The sequence below is a fragment of the Brevundimonas aveniformis DSM 17977 genome, assembly GCF_000428765.1.
Classification (GTDB): domain Bacteria; phylum Pseudomonadota; class Alphaproteobacteria; order Caulobacterales; family Caulobacteraceae; genus Brevundimonas; species Brevundimonas aveniformis.
In genome coordinates this window covers 547402-572264 of record NZ_AUAO01000001.1, presented here as the reverse complement: position 1 = coordinate 572264, position 24863 = coordinate 547402, and the positions used below count along the sequence as shown (strand labels likewise).

The 24863-nt window shown below is 65.4% G+C and carries 22 protein-coding genes; 13 read left to right on the top strand and 9 right to left on the bottom strand.

Annotated features, from left to right (window positions below; all coding sequences use genetic code 11):
• Positions 1 to 50: 50 nt before the first annotated feature.
• Together bfr and G391_RS0102930 are read right to left on the bottom strand one after the other, a co-directional pair.
• Complete coding sequence (gene bfr, locus G391_RS0102935) at positions 51 to 551, bottom strand: bacterioferritin (RefSeq protein ID WP_035303500.1); 501 nt, start codon at positions 549 to 551, stop codon at positions 51 to 53.
• Between the two features lie 142 nt (positions 552 to 693).
• A complete protein-coding gene (locus G391_RS0102930) occupies positions 694 to 879 on the bottom strand; it encodes a (2Fe-2S)-binding protein (protein ID WP_029086186.1) in 186 nt (61 codons plus the stop codon).
• Positions 880 to 960: 81 nt separating this feature from the next.
• On the opposite strand from G391_RS0102930, the gene G391_RS13670 reads away from it, so the two are divergent.
• From G391_RS13670 to G391_RS0102905, 5 genes are all read left to right on the top strand, one after another.
• Positions 961 to 2988: a beta-propeller domain-containing protein gene (locus G391_RS13670; RefSeq protein WP_169719087.1), complete on the top strand. Its 2028-nt coding sequence runs from the start codon at positions 961 to 963 to the stop codon at positions 2986 to 2988.
• Positions 2989 to 3019: 31 nt separating this feature from the next.
• Positions 3020 to 3676: a thiamine phosphate synthase gene (gene thiE / locus G391_RS0102920; protein WP_029086185.1), complete on the top strand. Its 657-nt coding sequence runs from the start codon at positions 3020 to 3022 to the stop codon at positions 3674 to 3676.
• Between the two features lie 59 nt (positions 3677 to 3735).
• Positions 3736 to 5424, top strand: coding sequence for a sensor histidine kinase (locus G391_RS13665; protein WP_084169101.1), 1689 nt, complete (start codon positions 3736 to 3738; stop codon positions 5422 to 5424).
• 115 nt (positions 5425 to 5539) lie between these two features.
• On the top strand, positions 5540 to 6109 hold the full coding sequence (gene efp, locus G391_RS0102910; protein ID WP_029086184.1) for an elongation factor P: 570 nt from the start codon (positions 5540 to 5542) through the stop codon (positions 6107 to 6109).
• 75 nt (positions 6110 to 6184) lie between these two features.
• Complete coding sequence (locus G391_RS0102905) at positions 6185 to 6976, top strand: inositol monophosphatase family protein (RefSeq protein ID WP_029086183.1); 792 nt, start codon at positions 6185 to 6187, stop codon at positions 6974 to 6976.
• Here G391_RS0102905 and G391_RS0102900 read toward each other — a convergent pair.
• Positions 6973 to 8811: an ABC transporter transmembrane domain-containing protein gene (locus tag G391_RS0102900; protein WP_029086182.1), complete on the bottom strand. Its 1839-nt coding sequence runs from the start codon at positions 8809 to 8811 to the stop codon at positions 6973 to 6975. The two genes, G391_RS0102905 and G391_RS0102900, sit on opposite strands and share 4 nt — an antisense overlap.
• 115 nt (positions 8812 to 8926) lie before the next feature.
• On the opposite strand from G391_RS0102900, the gene rpmE reads away from it, so the two are divergent.
• The 4 genes from rpmE to G391_RS0102880 all read left to right on the top strand — a co-directional run bounded on the left by rpmE (position 8927) and on the right by G391_RS0102880 (position 12964).
• Complete coding sequence (rpmE, locus tag G391_RS0102895) at positions 8927 to 9151, top strand: 50S ribosomal protein L31 (RefSeq protein ID WP_029086181.1); 225 nt, start codon at positions 8927 to 8929, stop codon at positions 9149 to 9151.
• Between the two features lie 140 nt (positions 9152 to 9291).
• On the top strand, positions 9292 to 10863 hold the full coding sequence (locus G391_RS0102890; protein WP_245572022.1) for a L,D-transpeptidase family protein: 1572 nt from the start codon (positions 9292 to 9294) through the stop codon (positions 10861 to 10863).
• Positions 10864 to 10902: 39 nt separating this feature from the next.
• A complete protein-coding gene (gene htpX / locus G391_RS0102885) occupies positions 10903 to 11850 on the top strand; it encodes a zinc metalloprotease HtpX (protein WP_029086179.1) in 948 nt (315 codons plus the stop codon).
• 187 nt (positions 11851 to 12037) lie between these two features.
• Entirely contained in the window at positions 12038 to 12964 is a 927-nt protein-coding gene (locus G391_RS0102880; RefSeq protein WP_029086178.1) for a fatty acid desaturase family protein, read from the top strand.
• Between the two features lie 510 nt (positions 12965 to 13474).
• Here the strand turns inward: G391_RS0102880 and coaBC are convergent.
• Both coaBC and galU read right to left on the bottom strand, forming a co-directional pair.
• Complete coding sequence (gene coaBC, locus G391_RS0102875) at positions 13475 to 14662, bottom strand: bifunctional phosphopantothenoylcysteine decarboxylase/phosphopantothenate--cysteine ligase CoaBC (protein ID WP_029086177.1); 1188 nt, start codon at positions 14660 to 14662, stop codon at positions 13475 to 13477.
• Positions 14662 to 15528 carry a UTP--glucose-1-phosphate uridylyltransferase GalU gene (gene galU, locus G391_RS0102870; RefSeq protein ID WP_029086176.1) on the bottom strand — a complete coding sequence of 289 codons (867 nt, stop codon included), beginning with the start codon at positions 15526 to 15528 and terminating at the stop codon, positions 14662 to 14664. Before galU ends, coaBC begins: the two co-directional genes overlap by 1 nt.
• A 115-nt stretch (positions 15529 to 15643) precedes the next feature.
• On the opposite strand from galU, the gene G391_RS0102865 reads away from it, so the two are divergent.
• Positions 15644 to 15883, top strand: coding sequence for a hypothetical protein (locus G391_RS0102865; RefSeq protein ID WP_029086175.1), 240 nt, complete (start codon positions 15644 to 15646; stop codon positions 15881 to 15883).
• Between the two features lie 3 nt (positions 15884 to 15886).
• Here G391_RS0102865 and glmS read toward each other — a convergent pair whose 3' ends face one another.
• Positions 15887 to 17701: a glutamine--fructose-6-phosphate transaminase (isomerizing) gene (gene glmS / locus G391_RS0102860; protein WP_029086174.1), complete on the bottom strand. Its 1815-nt coding sequence runs from the start codon at positions 17699 to 17701 to the stop codon at positions 15887 to 15889.
• A gap of 123 nt (positions 17702 to 17824) precedes the next feature.
• Between glmS and glmM the strand changes: the two genes are divergently transcribed.
• Positions 17825 to 19174 carry a phosphoglucosamine mutase gene (gene glmM / locus G391_RS0102855; protein WP_029086173.1) on the top strand — a complete coding sequence of 450 codons (1350 nt, stop codon included), beginning with the start codon at positions 17825 to 17827 and terminating at the stop codon, positions 19172 to 19174.
• Here the strand turns inward: glmM and G391_RS0102850 are convergent.
• Both G391_RS0102850 and G391_RS0102845 read right to left on the bottom strand, forming a co-directional pair.
• The gene (locus tag G391_RS0102850; RefSeq protein WP_029086172.1) at positions 19171 to 20457 is read right to left on the bottom strand and encodes an FAD/NAD(P)-binding protein; all 1287 of its coding nucleotides are present in this window, start codon (positions 20455 to 20457) and stop codon (positions 19171 to 19173) included. The genes glmM and G391_RS0102850 overlap by 4 nt on opposite strands.
• Positions 20458 to 20460: 3 nt before the next feature.
• Positions 20461 to 21963, bottom strand: coding sequence for a phosphomannomutase/phosphoglucomutase (locus tag G391_RS0102845; protein ID WP_029086171.1), 1503 nt, complete (start codon positions 21961 to 21963; stop codon positions 20461 to 20463).
• 108 nt (positions 21964 to 22071) lie between these two features.
• Between G391_RS0102845 and G391_RS0102840 the strand changes: the two genes are divergently transcribed.
• Entirely contained in the window at positions 22072 to 23256 is a 1185-nt protein-coding gene (locus G391_RS0102840; protein ID WP_029086170.1) for an acyl-CoA dehydrogenase family protein, read from the top strand.
• 140 nt (positions 23257 to 23396) lie between these two features.
• Positions 23397 to 24512, top strand: coding sequence for an acyl-CoA dehydrogenase family protein (locus G391_RS0102835; protein ID WP_029086169.1), 1116 nt, complete (start codon positions 23397 to 23399; stop codon positions 24510 to 24512).
• Positions 24513 to 24575: 63 nt separating this feature from the next.
• Here the strand turns inward: G391_RS0102835 and G391_RS15390 are convergent, their stop codons facing one another.
• The gene (locus G391_RS15390; protein WP_084169100.1) at positions 24576 to 24752 is read right to left on the bottom strand and encodes a YegP family protein; all 177 of its coding nucleotides are present in this window, start codon (positions 24750 to 24752) and stop codon (positions 24576 to 24578) included.
• Positions 24753 to 24863 lie beyond the last annotated feature (111 nt).

Below are 24863 nucleotides of genomic sequence, written 5' to 3'. Positions count from 1 at the left end.
CCCAAGCCTTCGGGCCTGGGGCCTGGATGGTCAAGCGAGACGTGGGGGACTTAGCCCCCTGTTGCCGCCCCGTCCGGCTCGATCGTCTGCATGGCCGACTGAATATAGTTCTGCTCGCCCATCAGCTTGATCAGACCGATCTGGTTTTCGAGGAAGTCGATATGCTCCTCGGTGTCGGACAGGATCTCGGCCAGGATCTGGCGGCTGACGAAATCGCCGGTGGCTTCACACAGCTTGATGCCTTCGATCTGGTCGGCACGGCCGGAGATTTCGACGTTGAGGTCTGCCTGCATACACTCCGGCACCGTCTCGCCGACCTTGAGCTTGTGCAGGTCCTGCATGTTGGGCAGGCCTTCAAGGAAGAGGATGCGCTTGATCAGCTTGTCGGCGTGTTTCATCTCGCCGATCGATTCCTCATAGACGATCTTGCCCAGGTGCGTCAGGCCCCAGCTTTCGAACATCCGCGCGTGCAGGAAATACTGGTTCACCGCCGTCAGCTCGTTGGTGAGCACGGCATTGAGCAGTTTGATGATCTGGGGATCGCCCTTCATGTCCCGGCCCTCCTGTCGGCCGCGGTGCACGAATCTATCGGCACCGTCACGCCTTTTAACACGCGCAAACGGCTTTGGCTCAGATGAGAGTGTTTCTCATCGCATTGATATTGCGAATGATTTTTGCTCTGACGAGCGAAGCCTATTCGGCGGCGATGGCGTAGAGGGCGCGGCTGTCCTGGATCATCTCGCGCATTTCACAGACGCATTTGGCGCATTGAACCTGGCACTGGTGCGCCGCGAAAATCTCACGCGGCTTGCCGGCCCCCGCCTCAATAGCGGCGCGGACCTCACGTTCGCGAATGCCGTTGCAGTTACAGACGTACAAGGAACGCGGCCCGAATGGTTGCGAATGACTCTACATATCATGCGCGACCGCTCGATTGCAAGGCGTTCGCAAGCGGGTCGCATGACCCGATTTCTGCCGCATTCCGCGCCCGTCCCCGCCGCATTCACCCGGCCCAATGCGCCGGACGTGGAGGGGGCGATGCGGACATTTCTTCTGGGCCTTGGTTTGGCGGTGGGTTTGGGCCTGGCAAGCCCGGTTCTGGCCCAGAGCACCGGTTTGCAGGCGTTTCAGTCCGAGGATGAGCTCAAGACCTGGCTGGCTGATCAGGCCCAACAGAATCCACCCCCCTGCGACGACCCCGATCCGGCTATGTGCCTCGGCCCCGATGAGGACGTCCGTGAAATCGTGGTGACCGGTTCCCGAATTTCGGCCCCCCAGTTCGCCTCGACCTCTCCTGTGACCGCCGTGACGACGGCGGCCGACAGCACGGGCGAAGCCTCCATCACCAACAACCAGGAGCTCGGTGTTGACGAGGGCGATATCGTCAAGCTGCGCGGCAACACCCTGATCCTGCTGAGGCGAGGCCGCCTGTTTACGGCCGACATCTCCGAGGGAGGCCTGCGGGCGGTCGACCATGCCAATGCCTATCCGCCGGGCTTTCCGGTCGATCGGGGCTCCTGGTACGACGAGATGCTCGTGTCGGGCGATTGGGTGGTGGTGATCGGCTATCTCTATGACGGCGCGGTTACAGGCACCCAGATCAACCGCTTCCGGCTGAATGCCGAAGGCCGGATCACCTTTGTCGATAGCCACCACATCGCCACCGACGACTACTACTCTTCGACCAACTACGCCTCGCGGCTGCTGGGTGACGATCTGATCCTCTACACGCCCGCCTATGTCCGTCGCCGGGACCCGCTGGCCGATATTCCGACCCTGTCGCGCTGGGCCGGCAAGGATCAGGCCGAGGACGAGCGCCCGCTGGTCACGGCGCGGGATATCTATCGAGCCCCGGAAAGCCTGGGGGAGCCGGAGGCGATCCACGCCCTGACCCGATGCGAACTGACCGCGCCGGAACTGATCTGTCGCTCGACGGCGGTGATCGGGCCCGAGGCTCGGACCTTCTATGCCTCGGCGGGAGCAGGCTATCTCTGGCTGACCGGTTGGCGGCAAAGCACGGACCGTGGCTTGCCGGAATCCGTCGTCTATCGCCTGCCGTTCAACGAAGGTCGTCCGCGCGCCCTGCAAGTCCACGGTGCCCCCGCCGACCAGTTCTCGCTGGAGGAGGATGCTGACAACAATCGGCTGTATGCGCTGGTGTTCAGCAACGGCCACGGCGATGCCATGTGGAATCCTTGGTTCGTTGACGGCAGCGCGGCCCTGTTGACCCTGGACCTCAGCCGTTTCGGCGATGGCTCAGGCCAGGCCCGTCCGCAGGACTATCGCCAGCTGCCGCCCTTGCCCGAAAACAGCGGCAATGGTGTCAGGAACCGATTTGTCGGTCGGCACCTCTTCTATGGAGCGGGGGTCAGAAACGACCAATGGCAGCCCGCCGGGGGCGTGTTGAACATCGTCTGGCTCGACCAGGGGGCCGTTCAGACCCATGTGCTGGACGGCAGTGTCGTGCGCATCGAGCCCATGGGACGAGACGCGTTCATCCTGACCGAGAATGACGATGGCCTGTCCTTCAGAACCTACAATCTGACGCCTGCCGGGCTTCGAGCCCAGCCGGGCTTCTCAGGGGCCTATCTGTTGGAGGACGCCGGTCAGGCCGAATATCGCAGCCATGCCTTCTTCTATCGGCCCGATCCCGGATCGACGGATGGGGAGGTCGGAATTCTGGGCCTGCCGGTCTTCGAACAGTCGAGCGGCAACCGCTACAGCGACGTCGACGCCAGCGTCGTCTTCCTGCGCCGCCTGAACGATCAGCTCACCGAGCTGGGCGAATTGTACAGCTGGTCTGACGCTGAAGACGATCACTGTCAGGCCTCCTGTGTCGACTGGTACGGCGACGCCCGGCCCATCTTCATCGGAAACCGCATCTTTGCCTTGCTCGGATATGATCTGATCGAAGGCCAGGTCCGCTCGGGCCGCATCTATTCGGTGCGGCGGGTCGATCTGACGCCGCGCCTGCCGACCAAGGATTGACGCCCGGGCCCATCGCGCGCACCACCCGCCCATGCCAGCGCCCGAATGCCGTCTCTACCTTCTGACCCCACCGACGATCCCGGATCTGGACGCCTTTGCGCGCGATCTTGAGGCCGCGCTCGATGCGGGCGACGTCGCCAGCCTCCAGATTCGCCTGAAGCCGGCGGACGATGATGAGATCCGGCGCGTCGCTGCGGTCCTCGCGCCGATCGCCCAGGCGCGCGGGGTGGCGGTCATTCTCAATGACCGGCCCGATCTGGTGAAGCCCCTGGGCCTGGACGGCGTTCACATTGGCCAGGCGGACGGCTCCTATGCGGCCGCGCGCCGCGATGTCGGGCCGGACCTGATCGTCGGCGTCACCTGTCACGACAGCCGCCATCTGGCTATGGAAGCGGCCGAGGCCGGGGCGGACTATGTGGCCTTCGGTGCCTTCTATCCCAGTTCCACTAAGGACGCCGACACCCGCGCCGAACCGGAGGTCCTGTCGATCTGGCAGGAGTCGATGGAAGTGCCCTGTGTCGCCATCGGCGGCATCACGGTGGACACGGCGGCCGAGCTGGCGGCAGCCGGGGCCGATTTTCTATGTGTCGGATCAGGCGTTTGGAATCATCCCGGCGGCCCCGCAGTCGCTGTCGTGCGGATCAATGCCGCCATCGCAAACGGCCTTGCCGACCGGGCCGGGTCTTAGGGGGATTTTAGGGAGCTTGGCCCTAGGCTGCCCGCCTAGTCTGCGTCGAGGCCGTCCCTATGAGCGTGAGCCCTGTGCTCGACACCCCCGGAGCTGTCCGCCCCGCCCGCACATGGCGGTTGGGATCGCGTCTGGACGACGGTGGCGCGGCGCTCTTCGTCTCCAAGCCGTTTGAGCCGATTGCAGCGGCCCTGGGCGTCATCGCGCTCGTCGTGCTGGCCGTTCTGTTTGCGCGCTCGGCCGGTCTGATCGCAGCCCTGTGGGGGGCCGGTGGCCTGGCGGTTGGTGTCTGGCTCCGGCGGGATCGCGGGCGAACCTGGGACCTCTGCTTCGCCGCCCTGCTGACGATGGCGATCGCGGTGGCCGAAATCCTGGTCGGCAACGGCTTTGAGCAGACGGTCTTGTTCACCGCGGCGAACATGCTGGAAATCGTCCTGGCGGTTGGCCTGGCGCGCCGTTTCGGCGACGGCCTCAACCTGACCACCATCAACGGGGTGATGCGGTTCCTGGCGACGGCGGTTCTGCTGGCCCCCCTGCCTTCGGCGGTCCTCGCTGCCGCCGGATTGGGCGTCCTTCAGGGTGCCGATGTCGCCACGACGTTTCTGACATGGTGGCTGGGCCACGCCCTCTCGATTGCCGGGGTCGGCGGTCTGATCCTGGGCCTTAGCCGACCAGAAGCCTTGCGGCTGCGCCCTCCGGCGCGGGCGCTGGAGGCGGCGGTTCTGTTGAGCCTGGTGGGCCTCTTGTTCTATTCGATCTTTTCACCGTGGGTGGCCCCCGTCGGGGTGCTGTCGGCTCCTCTGGCCCTGCTGGTGGCGGTGCGTCTTCGCTTTATCGGCATGTCCGCGGCCATCATTCTGATTACCACCTTTGCCGTCGGTGGCAGCATGCAGGGGCATGGCCCTTATGCGGCCCTGTTCGATGGTCCGGGTCGCGCCGTCATGGCTCAGGTCCTGGCCCTCGTGGGCTATCTCCCGATTCTGATCGTGGTTGCAGTTCTGGAAGAACGCGACGGCCTGACCCGCAAGGCCAAGGCGGCGCAGTTGCGGGCCGAGCGTGCTTCGGACGGCAAGTCGCGTCTGCTGGCCAACGTCAGCCACGAAATCAAAAGCCCCATCGCCGGCGTTATCGGGATTGGCGAGCTGTGGCGCGAAGGCAAGCTGGGCACCACAACCGAGACCCAGGTCGAAATGGCGGAAATGCTGGTCAAGACGGCGCGCCAGATCGAAACTCTCGCCTACGACCTTCTGGACGTCGCGCGCGCCGAGGCCGGCGCGGTTTCCGTTGACCTGAAACCCGTGGACGTTCCGGCCCTGCTTGAAGACATTCGCCGTTCGGCGATCCTGCACCCGGAATCGCAGGGCATGCGTATCGAAATTCAGCCTGTGTCGACCCGACAGGTGGTCACGGCGGATTCGGTGCGTCTGAACCAGGTCCTGTCCAACTTCGTCTCCAACGGGCTCAAGTATGGACGCAGCGGCGGGGTTGTTCGCCTCAAGGCTGGTTCGCGCGCAGACGGCTGGGTTCGTATCGAGGTGACTGATCGTGGTCCCGGTCTGAGCGAGGCCAAACAGGCTGAACTTTTCGAGCCCTTCAACCGCCTCGGCATGGAGCGTTCCACTGTGGAGGGGCACGGCATTGGTCTGGCCCTGGCCAAGCGCCTTGTTGAGCTGCAAGGCGGGCGGATCGGCGTCGACAGCCGCGAAGGCCACGGCGCGACCTTCTGGGTCGAGTTGCCGGCGGCCTGACGGCTGATCCATGGTCTGTCGACAGCTTGCCCTTTTTGGCTGTCACCTGTAGGGAGCGCCCTCAAAATTCTCGCGCGCGCCCGCTATCCGGCCCGCCCAGCCTCCTGAGACCCAAATGGCCAAGATCAACGGCAACACCATCAAGCCCGGCATGGTGCTTCAGCATAACGGCGGCCTGTGGGTCGTGACCAAGGCCAACCACGTCAAGCCCGGCAAGGGCGGTGCCTTCGCCAACGTCGAGGCCAAGAACCTGGAAACCGGCAACAAGCTGAACGAGCGTTTCCGCTCGGAGGACAAGGTCGAGCGCGTCACCCTCGAACAGAAGGACTACAGCTATCTGTACGATGGCGGCGACACCCTCGTGTTCATGAACGACGAGAACTACGAGCAGATCGAGCTTCAGAAGGACTGGGTCGGCGAAGAGCGTATTCCCTACCTCCAGGAAGGCATGAAGGTCGTCATCGAAAGCCATGAAGATCGCCCGATCGGCCTGAGCCTGCCGGACCAGGTCGTCCTCGAGGTCGCCGAAACAGAGCCGACGGTGAAGGGCCAGACGGCTTCGTCGTCCTACAAGCCGGCAACGGCGTCGAACGGTATCCGCGTCATGATCCCGCCCTATATGTCGGCCGGGGAGCGGATCGTCGTCGATACGGCCACGGGCGAATACGTCCGCCGCGCCGATTAGGCTCTAGGAACCTGGTCCCAGGTGCTAGGGAAAGCGCCGATCTCCCTAATCCCTGAAACCTAGAACCTTCGAAAAATGCCCCACGTTTCTCCTGTCCTGTCCGTCATGATCGATGCGGTCAAAAAGGCCGCCCGCCCAATGATGCGCGACTTTGGCGAGGTTGCGGCCCTGCAGGTGTCGCGCAAGGGTCCCGGTGATTTCGTCACCGCAGCAGATCTGCGGGCCGAACAGACGCTGTTCGAGGTCCTGATGAAGGCGCGACCCGGCTATGGTTTCCTGGGCGAGGAGCGCGGCCTGGTTGAAGGCTCGGACAAGAGCCACACCTTCATCGTCGACCCGATCGACGGCACCACCAACTTTCTCCACGCCATGCCGCACTTCGCCGTCACCGTCGCGCTGGAGCGCGAAGGCGAGATCCAGGCGGCCGTGACCTATAACCCGATCATCCAGGAGATGTTCTGGGCCGAGAAGGGCAAGGGTGCGTTCCTGAACGATGTGCGCATTCGCGTCTCGGGCCGCCGGGACATGGCGGACTGCCTGATCGGCACGGGTCTGCCCTACATCGGACGCCCCGGTCACGGCCAGACGATCAAGGAAGTCCACGCGATCGGCCAGCGGGTGGCGGGCATCCGTCGCCTGGGCTCGGCGGCGCTCGACCTGGCTTGGGTGGCCGCCGGTCGTTACGACGCCTTCTGGGAACGCAATCTGAATGCCTGGGACGTGGCGGCGGGTTTGCTATTGGTGACCGAAGCCGGCGGGCTCATCGGTGCCATTGATGAGGGCCACGACGTGCGTTCCGGCGTCTCGGTCTGTGTCGGCGCGTCGGATATCCAGCCGCAACTGCTCAAGCTGTTGCGGGCCGCCTAGTCGGCTCGGAACTGAAGGTCGGCCAACCGGGCATAGAGCCCGCCTTTCTTGGCAAGACCGGCGTGCGTGCCTTCCTCGACGATCCGCCCCTCATCCATGACCACGATACGGTCGGCGCGTTTCACCGTCGCCAGACGGTGAGCAATGACCAGGGTTGTGCGCATGTCCATGGCGCGATCGAGAGCCGCCTGAACCAGTCGTTCGTTTTCGGCATCCAGCGCCGAGGTGGCCTCGTCCAGCAACAGGATCGGGGCATGCCGGACCAGGGCGCGCGCAATGGCCAGCCTTTGCCTCTGGCCACCGGACAGGGACCGGCCCCGCTCGCCCAGGGGCTCGTCCAGTCCCCTGGGAAGGGCTTCGACGAACTTGAGCGCCTGGGCCTCTTCCAGGGCCTGACGGACAGCCGCCTCATCGGCATCGGCGCGTCCAAACCTGACATTGTCGGCGGCGGTCCCTGAAAACAGGGGGGCCTCCTGCGACACCCAGGCCAGCCGTTGGCGTACCTCGGCGGGCTCGGCGTCACGAATGTTCACGCCGTCGATCAAGACCTCGCCTGCCTCGGGGTCATAGAATCTGAGCAAAAGCCTGAAAACCGTCGACTTACCCGCTCCTGATGGTCCGACCAGGGCGACCGTCTCACCGGGTCTAACGGTCAAGGAGAAATCCTTCAGCGCCGGCAGGTCGGGCCGTCCCGGATAGGCAAACGCCACCGATTGAAACGCCGCCTCGCCGCGCGGAGGAACGGGCAGGACCGTCACCATGGGCGGGGCCGCGATCTCGGGTGTGGCCTGCATCAGATCGCCGATCCGCGCCATGGCACCTGAGGCCTTCTGCACGTCACCCCAGCTTTCGCCAAGAGCAGCGACAGCACCTGCCGCAAATACGGCCAGGAGGACGAATTGGATGAGAGCGCCTTCGCTCATGCGGCCGTCTAGAACATCGCGGACGCCCAGCCACAGCACCAGGGTCACGCCCCCGAACATCACCAGGATGATGGCCGCCGTCATCACAGCGCGCGCGCTTATCCTTTCCAGCGAGGCGGCAAAGGCCCCATCGACCGCTTCATCGAAGCGGGCCGAAGCGGATCTTTCGCGTCCGAAGGCCTGAACGGTTTCCAGCGCCTCGATGCTTTCTCCGGCGAAGCCGACGGCCGTGGCGAACCGATCCTGGGATTGAACCGTCAGAGCCCGTACGCGTCGACCGTAGACGAAAAGGGGCACGATCAGAACGGGTACAATCAGCATGACCAAGCCGGTCAGCTTCAGGCTGACGGTCGCCAGCATGATCACCCCTCCGGTCAGCATCAGAACATTCCTCAGGGCGTAGGAGATCGAGGTTGTCAGTAGGGTGTCGACGATCTGGATGTCGGTGGTCAGCCGACTCAAGACTTCGCCGGTACGGATGCCCGACAGATACTGCTGATCCAGCGACAGGACGTGTCCAAACGCAGCTTGCCGCAGATCTGCGACCATCCGCTCGCCGGTCTTGGTGACATAGAAGTATCGAGCCGCCGTCACGACAGCGAGGGCCAAGGCATTCAGGCCCAGCCACAGGAACCAGCGGTTGATGTCTTGGCCGCCATTTGCATAGCCGTGATCGATGGCTCCACGCGAAGTGACCGTAAGGCCCAGGGACGCCACGGTCGCCAGCAGCAGAAACACGAGTGAGAGGAACAGATCACTCCTATGGCGCAGGGCAAAGGGCCACAGACCCAACAGTGGCCTGAGATCGCGCCGCTTTTCGCGCCGATCTGCTGCCTCCGACATTTGCTCGGCCAGCAGCGCCCCGCCTGAGGGCCGATCACCCCGGTGAGACGGCGAATCAGTCTGGGACATCCACTCTTGCCTCTTTGCGGTCCATCTAGTATGGACGCCGCCTCTCCGCCGGGCCCCGGCGGATTTTCATTTTTTGCCGCACCCCCCGGGTGCGCCCCCCGCCGGACCAGACGCCATGAAGCAGGACATCCACCCCGACTATCACTTCATCACCGTGGTGATGACGGACGGGACGACCTATCAGACGCGCTCGACCTACGGCAAGGAAGGCGCGACGCTGAATCTGGATATTGATCCGACGACGCATCCGGCCTGGACTGGTGGTGGCCAGCACCTGATGGACCGCGGCGGTCGCGTGTCGCGCTTCAACAACAAGTTTGGCGGCTTCATCAAGAAGTAGCCCGTTTGGCTACAGCCAAGCTGCAAACAGGACACACAAGGCGTCGATCGTCAGGATCGGCGCCTTTCTGTTTGCGCAGATCATCGCTAAGTTGGCTCCATCAGGGACGCTCGGACAGGGCGGATCAAGGAATGGTGTCCATGGGCTTGAACAGACGCGAACTGGCATTTTCGGCTTCTGCGGTTGCGCTTGGTGGCGCAACGGGTCTGGGCCAGATCCAGCCCGCCACGCCGGCGGGCGCGCCGATCAGCCCGTTTTATCAGACATTTAACGACCAGCTGGCGTCCCAGCCGGCGGCGCTACAGGCCGATATCCGGGGCTTCTATGAGGTGCTCGGCTGGCAGCCCGCCTGGACACCGGAGCGTGTCCAGCTGCTGGGCCAGGTGATCGGTCAGGCAGATCGTCACGGTCTTGACCCGGCCCACTATCTGGATGGCGTGGCCGTTGTCGCCGACCCACAGATGGCAGATATGCGCCTGACCGTGGCCGCCCTGACTTATGCCAAGGTCCTGTCAGAAGGCACGGTCGATCCCACGACCGTCGAGGATCTGTGGGAGATGGAGCCGAACCGGGTGGCGCTGGGTGCCCCCATGGCAGAGGCGCTTCGCCAGAACCGACTGTCCGACTGGATGAACGCCCTGGCCCCGACGGATATCGGCTATACCAATCTGTCGGCCGGCTATATCCGCTATCGCGACATTTCGTTGAACGGTGGCTGGCCTGTCTTTGGTGCCGGTGGGCCGATCCGGCCCGGTGACACGGATCATCGTATCCCCGCCCTGATCCAGCGTCTGCGTGCCGAGGGTGATCTCAGCCGGACCGACATGGCGTCGATCGACCCGCAGACGACCCAGTATTCCGACGACATCCAGACGGCCGTGCGCCGGTTCCAGGTGCGTCACGGTCTGGTTTCAGACGGCATCATCGGCCAGGGCTCATCCTCGGCCCTGTCGGCGACGGCCACGGACCGTGCCCGCCAGATTGCCCTGAACCTGGAACGTCGCCGCTGGCTCAAGCGTGACCTCAATCCTGAGCGGATCGAGGTCAATACAGCGGCGGCCATCATGGTCTACTGGCACGAAGGGCGTCCGGTTCACTCCAACCGGGTCGTGGTCGGGACGCCGGCGAACCAGACCCCCAGCCTTGAAAAACCGTTCGCTTCGGTCGTCGCCAATCCGCCGTGGAACGTGCCCATGGGGATTGCCCGCAACGAAATCCTGCCACGCGGCGCTGCCTATCTGCGCGCCAACAACATGTATGTGACCTCCGACGGGCGCGTGGTTCAGCGCGCCGGCCCGACGGCGGCGCTCGGCTATGTGAAGTTCGAGCTGCGCGACAGCTACGCCATCTTCCTGCACGACACGCCGGCGCGTGGCGTGTTCCGCAACGCCTATCGCCACCGGTCGCATGGCTGCGTCCGGGTTGAGAACGCCATCGACTTCGCCCGTCTGCTGCTGGAGCCGAATCCGGAACGCCTGGCCCAGTTCGACCAGGCCCTGGATGCCCGCACGACCACACGGGTTCAGACCGGTCGGGAAATCTCGGTGCGGCTGCTCTACTGGACGGCCTTCGTCACCGGCCAGGGGGCGGTGGCCTTCCGCGAGGACGTGTACCAGCGGGACGCCGCCCTGGCCCGCGCTCTGGGCATCGACATCACCCTGCCGCGCGCGATCGACGATGGACGGGACGACCCGAACGACGTCGGGCCGTAGCCTCTTGAGTCCCGGGGTCGGGCTCGCCACATAGCGGGCATGAATCACCTCAAGACCTTTGTCCTCCTGGCGGCTCTGACCGCCCTGTTCATGGGCCTCGGCTATCTGATCGGCGGAACCACAGGCATGCTCATCGCCCTGGTGTTCGCCGGGGGCATGAACCTGTTCAGCTACTGGAACGCCGACAAGATCGTGCTGCGGATGTATCGCGCCGTGCCGGTCGATGAGAGCCACCCCGAGCCGCTGATCCGCAACTATGTCGCCGACATTGTTCAGATGTCTGCAGATGCCGGCCTGCCGCGTCCGCAGATCGCCATCATCCCGACCGAACAGCCCAACGCCTTCGCCACGGGCCGCAACCCCGAGAATGCGGCGGTATGTGCCACGGAGGGCTTGCTGCGCGCCCTGACGCGTGAAGAGATCCGCGGCGTCATGGCCCATGAGCTGGCCCATGTGAAGAACCGCGACACCCTGACCATGACGGTCACCGCCACGGTGGCGGGCGCCATCTCGGCCCTGGCCAACTTCGGCCTGTTCTTCGGCGGCGGCGGCGACCGCGACCGGCCCGGCGGCATGATCGGGACCATCGCCATGGCGCTTCTGGCACCCATGGCGGCCGCGCTCGTGCAGATGGCCATCAGTCGGGGCCGCGAATATGAGGCCGACCGCGTCGGCGCCGAAATCGCCGGCGATCCCCAGGCGCTGGCCTCGGCCCTGCAAAAGATCGAGGGCTGGTCCAAGCGCATCGAGAACCCGACCGCCGAGCATAACCCGGCCTCGGCCCAGCTGTTCATCATCAACCCGCTGTCGGGCCAGGGGGCGGACAATCTGTTCTCGACCCACCCGAACACCGCCAACCGGGTGAAGGCCCTGATGGAGCTGGCCGGTCGCATGGGCGGGCGTCGTCCGACGCTGACCGCAACGCCGGCTGCGCCCCGGGCGCCGTCAACCGGCGTGCCGACCACGCCCCGTGGACCGTGGGGCTAGGCCCTCGTTCCCATCGTCATCCTCCGACAAGCCGCGCAGCGGCGCAGATCGGGGGACCCAGGATGACCTGAGAAATCGGCGCGAAGTGCGGGCGTTGCTCTGGGTCCCCCGGTCGCGCTGCGCGCGCCGGAGGATGACGAAAGGGACGCGGCTTCTCGGCCATGACGAGACGGGCTAACGTCTCCCCATGCCCGCCGTCGCCCGCCTGAGGCCGAACGACTTCTTCTCGCCCGAGGAATGGGCGGGGCTGTCGGCGCGGTCATCTTGGAAGGGGCTGGCGCTGGTCATCCATTGCTGGGGCGTCATCGCCCTGGCGGTGGCATTGGGGGTGTGGATCCCCTGGCTGATCCCGCTCAGCGTCATGGTCATCGGCACGCGTCAGCTGGGTCTGGCCATATTGATGCACGAGGCGGCCCATGCGGGGCTGCATCCCAACCTCAAGGTCAATGATTGGGTCGGCCACTGGCTGTGCGCTGTGCCCATCGGCGCCAGCCTGAGCGCCTATCGTCCCTATCACCTGAGCCACCACAAATACGCCCAGCAGGTTGAAGACCCGGACCTGCCGCTGTCGGCGCCGTTTCCGGTGACGCGCGCCTCGCTCAGGCGCAAGATCATCCGCGACCTGACCGGCCAGACCTTCTTCAAACAGCGGATCGCGCCGTTTTTCGTGCGGGTGCCGCCCGATGAGGATCTGCCGGAAGGCGCCCGCGTCACCGCCCGGTCGGCGGCGCCGTTCCTGCTGGTCAATGGCGCGATGCTGGCTGGGGCGATCCTGGCGGGGGTCTGGTGGGCGTATTTTGCGCTGTGGCTCCTGCCGCTGGCGACCTGGTTTCCGATGGTGACGCGCCTGAGGAACATCGCCGAGCACGCCTGCGTCGAGAACTCCGAGATCGACCCCCTGCGCCAGGCCCGCACCACCCACGCCGCCTGGTGGGAGCGCGCCTTCATCGCCCCCTACTGGGTCAATTTCCACGCCGAGCACCACATTTTCATGCACCTGCCCTGCTGGAGCCTGAAGCGGGCGCACCGCCTGCTGGCGGAGAAGGGGGTGACAGAGGCAATGGAGGTCGCGCCGGGGTATGGGGCGGTGCTGGCGGAGGCGTCGGGGCGTTAAGGCACTGGGGAGGTCAGTTCGCGTCTCAGGGATCAAATGAGTGGCGCGGATAGTCATCAAGTCTGACAATCACACCAGCATCGACCCAGACGTTCGTTAGCCTGCGCCCAGTCGAAAAGCCGACAACGAATTTGTCCTCGACACAGTCACCCGTCATGAGTTGGAGGGGGTTCATATGGTTACCGGCTCCTGCGCCGGGTTCAGAGAATCCGCAACTGACACTAAGAACCCCCCCGATATGGTCGTCCACTCCGTAGCCGAACGCAGCTGTCGCAGGCATGCCGACGCAGACGCGATCTTCTGCAACACACTGGACGTCCGAGCCTCTAGCCCCATCCGCGAATAGCCAGTCGACTACAGGTCGCGCCAGAGCTCCGCCTATGAGCGCAGCCACGATCGCAAATGTGATGGCAGAGGCAGCGGCCAAAGTGGGCTTGGTTGACACGGCGACACCTCTACTCGCGCTGCTAAGCCCCCAGGTTCAACGCGAAGCGGCCACGACCGCAAGACCTAACCCAGCGTCTTCGCGATCCGCTCCGCCAGCCGTTCCGCCACCTCGGCCTTCGACAGCCTCGGCCAGGCCTCTTCGCCGTCGGCGTCGATCAGCGTCACCGTATTGGCGTCGCCGCCCATGACGCCGGTGCCGCCGACGTCATTGGCCACGATCCAGTCGCAGCCCTTCTTCGCCAGCTTGCCGCGCGCGTGCTCGATCAGCTTCTCGGTCTCGGCGGCGAAGCCGATGACCAGGGCGGGGCGATCCGGTCCGTCCTTCGCCAGTTGGGCCAGGATGTCCGGATTGGCGACCAGTTCGATGGTCGTGCGGGTCGCCTTGTCCTTGAGCTTTTCGGGCGCGGCCTCGGCCGGACGCCAGTCGGCCACCGCCGCCGTCATGATCGCGACCTGGGCCGGAAGCGCGGCCTTGCAGGCCGCCAGCATCTCCTCGGCCGTACCGATCTGAACGCGCGTAACGCCCGCCGGCGCCGGCAGGGCGGTCGGCCCGGAGATCAGCGTCACCGTCGCCCCGCGCCGCTCCAGCGCGCTCGCGATGGCGTAGCCCTGCTTGCCGCTCGAACGATTGGACAGGAAGCGCACGGGGTCCAGAGGCTCTTCGGTCGGCCCGGCGGTGATCAGGATGTGACGCCCTTTCAGGCTGTCGTCCCGACCGATGCGGGCGCGAATGGCGTTCAGGATCACCGGCGGCTCGGCCAGTCGGCCCTCGCCGAACTCGCCGCAGGCCATCTCCCCCTCGTCCGGCCCGACGAAGGCGACGCCGTCGGCCTTGAGCTGGGCCAGATTTCGCTGGGTCGCCGGATGGGTCCACATCCGCACATTCATGGCCGGTGCCATCAGCACCGGCGTGTCGGTGGCCAGCAGGGTGGTCGAGGCCAGGTCATTGGCCAGGCCGTTCGCCGCCTTGGCCATCAGGTCGGCGGTGGCCGGCGCGACCACGATCAGATCGGCCCAACGCGACTGGACGATATGGCCCATCTCCTGTTCCGCCGTCAGGTCGAACAGGTCGCCGCCGACCGGATTTTCGGTCAAGGACGCCAGGGACAGGGGGGTGACGAAATGGCTCCCGCCCTCGGTCAGGATGGCGCGCACCTCCATCCCGTCCTTGCGCATCAGCCGCACCAGCTCCAGCGCCTTGTAGGCCGCCACGCCGCCGCCGACGATGAGCAGGACCTTGGGCACGGCGATCAGATCAGACCCTGGAGCGCCGCGCGCGCCGCGTCGCCCAGGTCCGGCCGCTTCAGCGCCAGGGCCACATTGGCCTTCAGCAGGCCGATCTTGTCGCCGCAGTCGTGGGTGATCCCCTCATACTGATAGGCGGTGAACCGTTGGCTCCCCATCAGAGTCGCCATGGCGTCGGTCAGCTGAATCTCGCCGCCGGCACCGCGCGGCTGGCTTTCCAGGATGTCGAAGATCTCCGGCTGCAGGATGTAGCGCCCGGCGATCGACATATTGGACGGGGCCGTGCCCTGGGCCGGCTTCTCGACCATGCCCTTCATCGCCGACATCCGGCCTTCGGTGCGCTCGGGGTCGATGATGCCGTATTTATGCGTCTCGCTGGCGGGCACTTCCTCCACGCCGATGATGTTGCCGCCGACCAGATCATAGGCCCGCATCAGCTGGGCCAGGGCTCCCGGCGCTGAATCCACGATCACGTCCGGCAGCAGCACGGCAAACGGCTCATTGCCGACGATGTCGCGCGCGCACCAGACCGCGTGGCCCAGCCCCAGCGGGGCCATCTGGCGGGTGAAGCTCATTTCGCCGGCCTTGGGCAGGTCGCGCCGCACGGCCTCGAGCACATCGGTCTTGCCCTTGGCCTCCAGCTGGGCCTCCAGCTCGACCTGGTGGTCGAAATAGTCCTCGATGGCCCCTTTGGAGCGGCCCGTCACAAAGACGATGTGCTCGATCCCCGCCTCGCGCGCCTCCTCGACGATGTAGGACAGGATCGGCCTGTCGACGACGTTCAGCAGCTCCTTGGGCGTGGTCTTGGTCCCCGGCAGGACCCGTGTGCCGAGGCCCGCGACAGGAAGAACGGCTTTTCTAACAGCGGTCATATGCTCTAGCTTCTGACATGGGGATGCGTCGACGACATAGGATGATCGGCGCGGCTTGGGAACCGGCTTTGCCAGGAGCGGTTCTTTCAAAGACGATATCCAAGGAGGGCTTGGCATGATCAGACCGGGGACACTCGCAGGCTTGGCCTTGGCCGCCATGACGGTCGCGGCCTGCCAACCGGCGGCTGAAGACAAGGCCGGCACAGAGGCACCGGTGGTCGCGCCTGACGGGCCACTGGATGATGCGATCCATGCCGAAGACCTGCCGCCGGACGACGCCATCCCGGCCGAAGAGGACGTGCCCGAAGACGCCTATCCGCAGGCGGATGAACCCCTGACGGTTCCGCCTCAATAGGCGCTACTCGACGGTGACGGACTTGGCCAGGTTACGCGGCTGATCGACGTCGGTGCCCTTCTGAACGGCCGTATAGTAGGCCAGCAACTGCATCGGCACCGCATAGACCAGCGGCGCGATCAGGGGGTGACAGTCGGGCGCATCGATACGACGGATGCTGGCCCCGTGCGGGGCTTCAGCCTCGGCAGGCGCAATCATGATCACCGGACCGCCGCGCGCCGCAACCTCCTGAAGGTTGGACGCGGTCTTCTCGAACACGTCGTCCAGAGGGGCCAGGGCCACCGTCGGGGTGAATTCGTCGATCAGGGCGATCGGCCCGTGCTTGAGCTCGCCGGCGGCATAGCCCTCGGCATGGATGTAGCTGATTTCCTTGAGCTTGAGCGCGCCTTCCATGGCCAACGGGTACATGGCCCCGCGGCCCAGGAACAGGACATCATCGGCCTTGGCCAGTTCAACCACCTCACGGCGGATGTCAGCGTCCATGGCCAGGGCTTCGGAGATCAGACGTGGGGCCTCGAACAGGGCCTTGACCAGTTCGGCCTCACGCGTGGCGTCGATCCGGCCTCGTGCCACACCGGCGGCAACGGCCAGCGCCAGCAGGGCGGCGACCTGGGCGGTAAAGGCCTTGGTTGAGGCCACCCCGATTTCCGGCCCCGCATGGGTCGGCCAGAGAACATCGGCCTCGCGGGCCATGGACGAGGTGTGGACATTGACGATGGCAGCCGTCTTGAGCCCATGCGCCTTGCACCAGGTCAGGCAGGCCAGGGTGTCGGCGGTTTCGCCAGACTGGCTGACGGCGACCGCCAGGGTCGAAGGGGACACCGCCGGCTCGCGATAACGAAACTCCGACGCGATCTCGACATCGCAAGGCAGGCCGGCCAGGCGTTCAAAGGCATAGCGCCCGATCTGACCGGCAAAGAAGGCGGTGCCACAGGCCACGATCTGTACCCGGTCGAGCTTGGAGAAATCGACCGGTTGGGACCGGGCTGTGCCCGAAACCAGATCCAGATAGGCCGACAGGGTGTGCTGAACACTGTCGGGCTGCTCATGGATCTCCTTTTCCATGAAGTGGCGATACGCCCCCTTCTCGACCATGGCTGAGGAGGCTGAGACTTGGACCACCGCGCGCTCGACCTCAGAGCCGGTCGAATCAAAGAAACGCGCCCCGGCACGATTGAGGACGACGTAGTCGCCTTCCTCCAGATAGCTGATCTGCTGGGTAAACGGCCCGACCGCCAGGGCATCCGAGCCGAGATACATTTCGTCTTCACCCCAGCCGACGACCAGGGGGCTGCCCCGTCGGGCTCCAAGGATCTGTTCGTCCTCACCGTCGATCAGGACGGCCAGCGCATAGGCTCCCGTCAGGCGATCCAGGACACGCTTGAACGCCGCGATGGCATCGTTCGACTTGGCCAGCTCGCGGTCCAGCAAATGAGCCACGACCTCGGTGTCGGTCTGGCTCTCGAAAACATGGCCTTCAGCGGCCAGCTCAGCCTTCAGCTCCGCAAAGTTCTCGATGATGCCGTTATGAACCAAGGTCACACGCCCGGCCTTGTGCGGGTGCGCGTTCTCGGTGGTCGGAGCCCCGTGGGTCGCCCAGCGCGTATGGCCGATGCCGACGGTCGCGTTCAGGGGCGTTTCGGCCAGCACGGTTTCGAGATTGCGAATCTTGCCCTGGGCGCGACGGCGCTCGGTGACGCCGTCAACCAGGGCAGCAACCCCGGCGGAATCGTAGCCGCGGTATTCCAGCCGTTTTAGGCTGTCGATCAGGCGGGGGGTAACCGGGCCGGTTCCGGTGACGCCAATAATACCGCACATAGGCGTTGCTCCTGAGACTGATCGCTTTCACCGCGCCCATAGCACTGGTGATCTCGCCAAGTTGTAAAACCCGATTGCACGAAGTTTCTCGACTTTGGCGCGCTGGCGAGGTTGAAACGATCTATGACTGAACGTGCCTATTTTGGAACGGACGGCATCCGGGGCAAGGCCAACGCCTATCCGATGACCGCCGAAATCGCCCTCAAGGTCGGCCTGGCGGCCGGCAAGCTCTTCATGTCCCAGGATGATCGACGCCATCTGGTGGTGATCGGCAAGGACACGCGCCTGTCAGGCTACATGATCGAGCCCGCTATGGTGGCAGGGTTCGCGTCGATGGGCGTGGATGTGCGGACATTCGGCCCTGTCCCGACGCCGGGTGTCGCCATGATGACCCGGTCGATGCGGGCAGATCTGGGTGTGATGATCTCAGCGTCGCACAATGACTATGCCGACAACGGCATCAAACTGTTCGGCCCGGACGGCTACAAACTGTCGGACGACATCGAACTCCAGATCGAGCGGCTTATGCAGGAGGATCTAGGCTCCAGCCTGGCCGCCTCGGCCAGCCTGGGCCGGGTCAAGCGGATCGACGACGCCCGCCACCGCTATGTCGAGATCATCAAGGCGGTCTTTCCCAAACGGCTCAGCCTCAAGGGCATGCGGATCGCGGTCGATTGCGCCAATGGCGCGGCCTATCAGGTGGCCCCGACAGCCCTGTATGAGCTGGGGGCCGATGTCTTCGCCGTGGGCGTTGAGCCCAACGGGATGAACATCAATGCCGAATGCGGCTCGACCCATCCTGAGAACGTCTCTGCGGCCGTTCGTCGTCACGGCGCGGACGTCGGCATCGCGCTGGACGGGGATGCCGACCGCGTCATCATCACCGATGAAACGGGCCGCGTCGTCGATGGCGATCAGCTTATGGCCCTGATTGGCCTGGACTGGCACCGGCGCGGTCGCCTGACCGGCGGTGGCGTGGTGGCGACCATCATGTCAAACCTCGGTCTGGAGCGCCGTCTTCAGTCCGAAGGGCTGACGCTGGAGCGCACCAAGGTCGGCGATCGCTATGTCATGGAGCGGATGCGCGAGGGCGGATTCAATATCGGCGGGGAACAGTCCGGGCATATTATCCTGCATGACCATGCCACCACCGGCGACGGGATGATGGCGGCGCTACAGGTGCTGGCGGTGCTGGCGGATTCAGGCAAGCCGATGAGCGAACTGGCTCGCCAGTTCGACCCCGTGCCCCAGCTTCTTGAGAACGTCAGGCACAGGGGGGGCAAACCCCTGGAAACGGCTGCGGTCAAGGCCGCGATTGCTGAGGGACGCGAGCGACTGGAAGGTAGCGGACGTGTGGTGGTTCGGGCCTCAGGCACGGAGCCTCTGATCCGGGTCATGGCGGAAGGCGACGACGACGCCCTGGTGCGCGCGGTCGTGCGTGACATCGCTGAGGCGGTCAGGGCGGCGGGTTAAGCCGCCAGGCGCTCAACCAGTGCCTGGACCTGTTGCCGGATATCCGGCACGGCCACGATCTCCCAGACCGCGGCGCGGCTGGGTGGGCCCAGAACATGGACGCGCTCAGACGCATGGCCGGTAGCGTTCAGCAACCGCCCCTGCCTGTCGACGCTGAGCCCCAGACGCAATGGGTCGATACCCGCCAGACCTGTCGCCAGCAGATTGCGGGTCAGGGCGTCGGTGGACCGGGCCGGGTCAACGCCCGGACCCGTACAGTCGATGAGGGCCCGCCCTCGGGTCGCCTCAGCCCTATCCGACCCGCGGGGGCGCCACTGGACGTCTACGCCTTCACCGACCGACGTGACCGTCTCCAGTCGCCCGGCGCGCACGACCAGTCGACCGAGCTGAGTCAGTGCTTCGATCCGCCGCGCGACGTCGGGTGCGATCCGGTGGCGGTGAACGTCCCACCAGGGTCGCAGGTGACGCAGGAAACGCGCGCGCGCGACCTGATCCAACGCCACCCACAGCTCTGCATTGAGGCTGCGAAGTTCGTCCATGGCCACGCCCCAGCCGATCTCGTCGGCACGGGCGCGAAAGGCTCTCATGCGTTGGGACAGCGCCGTGTCGGCAGGGGGCCTGGGCGACGGGTGGCTCTGGGAGACGTCGTGGGATCGGGGCAGTAGCCCGCGCCGGGAAATCGCCACGGCGCGGCCTCGCCAGCCTCGGTCGTCCAGCTCCAGGACCACGTCGATCATGGTCAGGCCCGATCCGAGGACGACGACATCGTCATCCGGCCCGATGCCGTCCAGCGCGCCCGGTGCCCAGGCGTCGGCGATGATGCCGGCGGTCCCGCCCGCAGTCTGGGGGGCCGGATTGCCGGTCGCGAGGACGATATGATCAGCAATGATCTCGCGACCATCGGCCAGCTTCAATCCGGTGGGTGTGACCTGGACGGCCTCGCTGGCGATTCGCCGGATTCGCCCCGGCCCGGTGGCTTCCGCCTCGGCCAACAGGTCCTGGACATAGAGGCCATAGACGCGGCGCGGTGCGAAGGCGTTGGGATCGGCGTCCCAGTGGCCGGTCTGGTCCAGCCAGCGTACAAAATGGCCGGGATCGTCAGCCAGAGCACTCATCCGGCCCGAACGCACATTCAGCCGATGGCTGTCATTCGTCGTGGAATAGGCCAGTCCCAGCCCGAAGACACCGGCCCGCTCGATCAACGCCGCATCGTGCCCGCGGCCAGCCAGCTGGGCCGCGAGCAGCGACCCCGACAGACCGGCACCGACGATGGCGACGGTCAAGGCCTAGATTTCCTGATTATAGGCCCCGACTTCCGGGTGGCGGGCAAGACGCGGCTTCACCTCGTCTCGGAACAGGGCACGCATGTCGTCTTCGGACTGGGTGCTTTCGACGACGACGACCAGTTCGGGTTTGTTCGACGAGGCGCGCACCAGCACCCACGATCCGTCCTCCAGATGCACCCGCGCGCCGTTTACCGTGATCACCTCGGTGATCTTGCGGCCCAGGATGGAGCCGCCGTCGGCACCCAGCTTTTCGTATTCGGCCACAACCTTGGCCAGGACATCATATTTGATCTCATCGGCGCAGTGCGGGCTCATGGTCAGGGAGGTGTAGGCCACCGGCAGGGCCTGTCTCAGATCGCTGAGTTTGCGGCCGGGATTGCGGTCCAGCATCTGAAGAATCGCGGCGGCGGCCACCAGGCCATCGTCGTAGCCGCGCCCGTGCGGGGCGTTGAAGAAGAAGTGGCCCGACTTCTCGAACCCGGCCAGGGCACCCAGCTCGGCGGTCTTGCGCTTGATGTAGGAGTGGCCGGTCTTCCAATAGACGGTCGTGGCCCCATTGGCCGCCAGAACCTCGTCCGTGGCGTAAAGGCCCGTCGATTTCACATCGACCACGAAGGTCGAGTTCGGGTGCAGGGCCGACAGGTCGCGGGCCAGCATCAGGCCGATCTTGTCGGCGAAGATCTCCTCGCCCTGATCATCGACCACACCGCAGCGGTCGCCGTCGCCGTCGAAGCCCAGGCACACGTCCGCCCCCTGAGCCTTCACCGCCGCCGCCATGGCGTGCAGCATTTCGGAATCTTCCGGGTTCGGATTGTATTTGGGGAAGGTCCAGTCGAGGTCGCAGTCCATCTCGATGACGTCCGCACCCATGGCCCGCAGGGCGTCCGGTGCAAAGGCCCCGGCCGTGCCATTGCCGCAGGCGGCGATGACCTTGATCGGCCGGCTCAGTTTCACCTTGCCGGCGACCTCCTCGATGTAGCGGTCCCGGAAATTCTCGATACGCACCAGCTTGCCGCCGTCACGTTCGACGCCCAGGCCACCCAGCACGATCTCCTTGAGGCAACCGATCTCTTCGGGGCCAAAGGTCAGGGGAGCATGCGCCCCCATCTTCACTCCGGTCCAGCCGTTCTCGTTGTGGCTGGCGGTGACCATGGCCACGCATGGCGCCTCCAGCGCGAACTGGGCGAAATAGGCCATGGGCGACAGGGCCAGGCCGATGTCCAGCACCTCGCATCCGCCCTGTAGCAGCCCAAGGATCAGCGCCTGTTTGACACTAAGGCTGTAGGCGCGGAAGTCGTGACCCACGACGATCCTGGGCGTCACGCCGATCTCGTGAATATAGGTCGCCAGCCCCAGGCCCAGCGCCTGAATCCCGAGAAGATTGATTTCCTCGTTCAGGACCCAGCGAGCATCGTATTCCCGGAACCCGGTCGGCTTGACCAGCGGGATGTTTTCAAAGGCGGCGGTATTGGGCTTCAGGCCCTGTTGCGGCGTCTGGCTCATGGGAGGCGTCTATAGGGCGCGGGTGGCGGTCCGGCTAGCATTGATCGGCGTAGCCTTCCGTTGCGGCGCCCTGCTATCTCATCGACCGACTGTTGGGAGGCGACGCGCATGAGCGATCTGGACATCTTCCGCGCCGAGACGCGGGCCTGGCTGGAGGCCAATTGTCCGCCGGAGGTGCGTGGCCCGGCCAAGAGCGAAGACGACGCCATCTGGGGTGGACGCAAGGCCGTCTTTGCGACGCCGGGCCACAAGCTGTGGCTGGACCGCATGGGCGCGCGGGGCTGGACCGCCCCGGAATGGCCCGCCGAATACGGCGGCGGTGGCCTGAGCCGCGAGGAGGCCAAGGTTCTGGCTTCCGAGCTGCGCCGTATCAACGCCCAGCCGGCCCTCCTCAGCTTCGGTGTCTGGATGCTCGGCCCGGCGCTGCTGGCCTTCGGGACCGAGGAGCAGAAGAGAAAACACCTCCCCGAAATCGTGCGCGGCGAAGTTCGTTGGTGTCAGGGCTATTCCGAGCCGGGCGCTGGGTCCGATCTGGCGGGCCTACAGACGAAGGCCGAGGACCGGGGCGACCACTGGATCGTCAACGGTCAGAAGATCTGGACGTCCTACGCAGACAAGGCCGACTGGATCTTCTGTCTGGTCAGGACGGACCCCGAGGCCCCCAAACATCTGGGAATTTCGTTCGTCCTGTTCGACATGGCGACGCCGGGGGTGACCACCCGTCCGATCACCCTGATTTCCGGCAAGAGCCCCTTCTGCGAAACCTTCTTTGACGACGTGCGGGTCGAGAAGGAAAACCTGGTCGGCACGCTCAACCGCGGCTGGGACGTGGCCAAGTATCTGCTGGCGCATGAGCGCACCATGATCGGGGCCATGGGCGAGGTCGGGGCCGGGCGACCCTTGAGCGCGGTCGCGCGCGACAGCATCGGGGCGGACGACCAGGGCCGATTGGACGCCCCGGTCTTGCGCGCCCGCATCGCCGAGATGGAGGCCGACGCCATCGCCTTTCGGGCCTCGCTCGAACGGGTCGGCGATCAGGTCAAGGCCGGTCAGGCCCACCCAGCGGTCGCCTCCATGCTGAAATACTATGGGTCAGAGCTGAACAAGCGCCGCCACGAACTGTTGATGGCGGCCGGTGGCGTCGACGCCCTGGAGTGGGAGGGCGCGCGGTCCCACCACGGCCAGGCCGCCCGCGACTGGCTACGGACCAAGGCCAACTCCATCGAGGGCGGGACCAGCGAAATCCAGCTCAACATCCTGGCCAAGCACATCCTCAGGCTGCCGGGGGCGTGACCTCTTACCATCGTCTCCCTCGGGCCTGACCAGAGGGCCAGACGATGAAGCAGGCTCGGCGCTTCCGATCGAAGTGCTGAGCGGACGGATCACCTGATCCTCGGGTCAAGCCCGAGGATGACGAACGAAGGAAGACGGAAGTGCCCCTGATCCTCACCGACGAACAATCAATGCTGAAGGAGGCCGCCGAGGGGTTCCTCAGCGAGAACGCGCCGATCACCCACCTGCGCCAGCTGCGCGACGACCGCGACGCCGACGGCGTCTCGCGCAACCTGTGGCGCGCGTTTGGTGAGATGGGACTGGCGGGGGTGATCATCCCCGAGGCCTACGGAGGGTCCGGCCTGGGTGCCGTGGAAGCGGGGATCGTGGCCGAGGCCATCGGGCGCAATCTCACGCCTTCGCCCTTTCTGTCGACGGGCCTGCTCGCCGTGCGCGCCCTGATCGACGGTGGCTCGGAGGCGCAACAGACGGACTGGCTGCCCCGCTTCGCCGCCGGAGAGGCCATTGCGGCCGTTGCTATCGCTGAGGGTCCCAAACACCGACCGGACCGGATCGCCACGCGCGCCGAACGCGCCGGAAACGGCTGGAAGCTGAACGGGTCAAAGGCCCTGGTGGTCGACGGCCATATCGCAGACGTGTTGATCGTGGCGGCGCGGACGGACGACGGGGTCGGCCTGTTTCTGGTTGATCCGGGCGTCGCCGGCCTGTTGGTCGAGCGCACGATCATGGTCGATGCGCACAACGCCGCGCGTGTTGACCTGAAGGACGTGTCGGTCGACGCCGACGCCCTGCTCGGTGCCGCCGACGGATCTGTCCTTGATCGCGTTCTTCGCCTCGGCGAGGGCGCTGTGGCGGCCGAAATGTCGGGAGCCGCCCAGGCCGCCTTCGACCGAACCCTGACCTATCTGCGGGACCGCACCCAGTTCGGCAAAGCCATTGGGGAGTTCCAGGCGTTGCAGCACCGCGCGGCCCATCTCTATTCCGAAATCGAGATCACCCAGGCCGTCATTCTAAAGGCCTTGCAGGCGCTGGACGCCGGCTCCGACGACGCGGCCCTGTTGCTTGCGGTCGCCAAGGCCCGCGCCGGCAAGTCCGGCGAACTGGCGGTCCAGGAGGCGGTGCAAATGCACGGCGGCGTCGGCATGACCGATGAGTTCCATGTCGGCCTGTATATGAAGCGGATGCGGGTGGCCCAGGAGCTGTTCGGCGACGCGGGGTACCATACCGAACGGGTCGCCAGGGCTGGCGGCTATTGACCCCCAAAAGCAAACGCCCCCGGAGGCTTCCGGGGGCGTTGCAAAAGATGTCAGATCGACAGCCTAGCTGTTGTCTTCGACCGGCGCGCCTGGGGCGTTCTTCTTGACGGAATCGATGGCGTTCTGGGCCGAGGCCTTGGAGCTGTAGCCTTCGGAAGCGAACATCACTTCGGAATTGTACTTGAAGCGAACGCGGAACTCGCCCGCCTTGTCCTTGTAGATTTCAAACTTGTGGGCCACGCGGCTCTCCTTCGGGGGGTCTGGGGTGTCCGCAAGCGGACAACCCAACCATCGGTATTGCGACGGGGGTGTCAAGGCGCAGGCTCGCCACAGAGCCGAATTGTCGCTAGG

Coding starts and splice junctions, on each gene's coding strand:
- G391_RS13670 (WP_169719087.1), top strand. CDS start 961: ATGACCCGATTTCTGCCGCATTCCGCGCCCGTCCCCGCCGCATTCACC.
- glmS (WP_029086174.1), bottom strand. CDS start 17,701: ATGTGCGGTATTATTGGCGTCACCGGAACCGGCCCGGTTACCCCCCGC.
- G391_RS0102865 (WP_029086175.1), top strand. CDS start 15,644: ATGATCAGACCGGGGACACTCGCAGGCTTGGCCTTGGCCGCCATGACG.
- G391_RS0102890 (WP_245572022.1), top strand. CDS start 9,292: ATGGGCTTGAACAGACGCGAACTGGCATTTTCGGCTTCTGCGGTTGCG.
- G391_RS0102845 (WP_029086171.1), bottom strand. CDS start 21,963: ATGAGCCAGACGCCGCAACAGGGCCTGAAGCCCAATACCGCCGCCTTT.
- G391_RS0102880 (WP_029086178.1), top strand. CDS start 12,038: ATGCCCGCCGTCGCCCGCCTGAGGCCGAACGACTTCTTCTCGCCCGAG.
- bfr (WP_035303500.1), bottom strand. CDS start 551: ATGAAGGGCGATCCCCAGATCATCAAACTGCTCAATGCCGTGCTCACC.
- G391_RS0102900 (WP_029086182.1), bottom strand. CDS start 8,811: ATGTCCCAGACTGATTCGCCGTCTCACCGGGGTGATCGGCCCTCAGGC.
- efp (WP_029086184.1), top strand. CDS start 5,540: ATGGCCAAGATCAACGGCAACACCATCAAGCCCGGCATGGTGCTTCAG.
- thiE (WP_029086185.1), top strand. CDS start 3,020: ATGCCAGCGCCCGAATGCCGTCTCTACCTTCTGACCCCACCGACGATC.
- G391_RS0102840 (WP_029086170.1), top strand. CDS start 22,072: ATGAGCGATCTGGACATCTTCCGCGCCGAGACGCGGGCCTGGCTGGAG.
- glmM (WP_029086173.1), top strand. CDS start 17,825: ATGACTGAACGTGCCTATTTTGGAACGGACGGCATCCGGGGCAAGGCC.
- G391_RS0102905 (WP_029086183.1), top strand. CDS start 6,185: ATGCCCCACGTTTCTCCTGTCCTGTCCGTCATGATCGATGCGGTCAAA.
- galU (WP_029086176.1), bottom strand. CDS start 15,528: ATGACCGCTGTTAGAAAAGCCGTTCTTCCTGTCGCGGGCCTCGGCACA.
- G391_RS13665 (WP_084169101.1), top strand. CDS start 3,736: ATGAGCGTGAGCCCTGTGCTCGACACCCCCGGAGCTGTCCGCCCCGCC.
- htpX (WP_029086179.1), top strand. CDS start 10,903: ATGAATCACCTCAAGACCTTTGTCCTCCTGGCGGCTCTGACCGCCCTG.
- rpmE (WP_029086181.1), top strand. CDS start 8,927: ATGAAGCAGGACATCCACCCCGACTATCACTTCATCACCGTGGTGATG.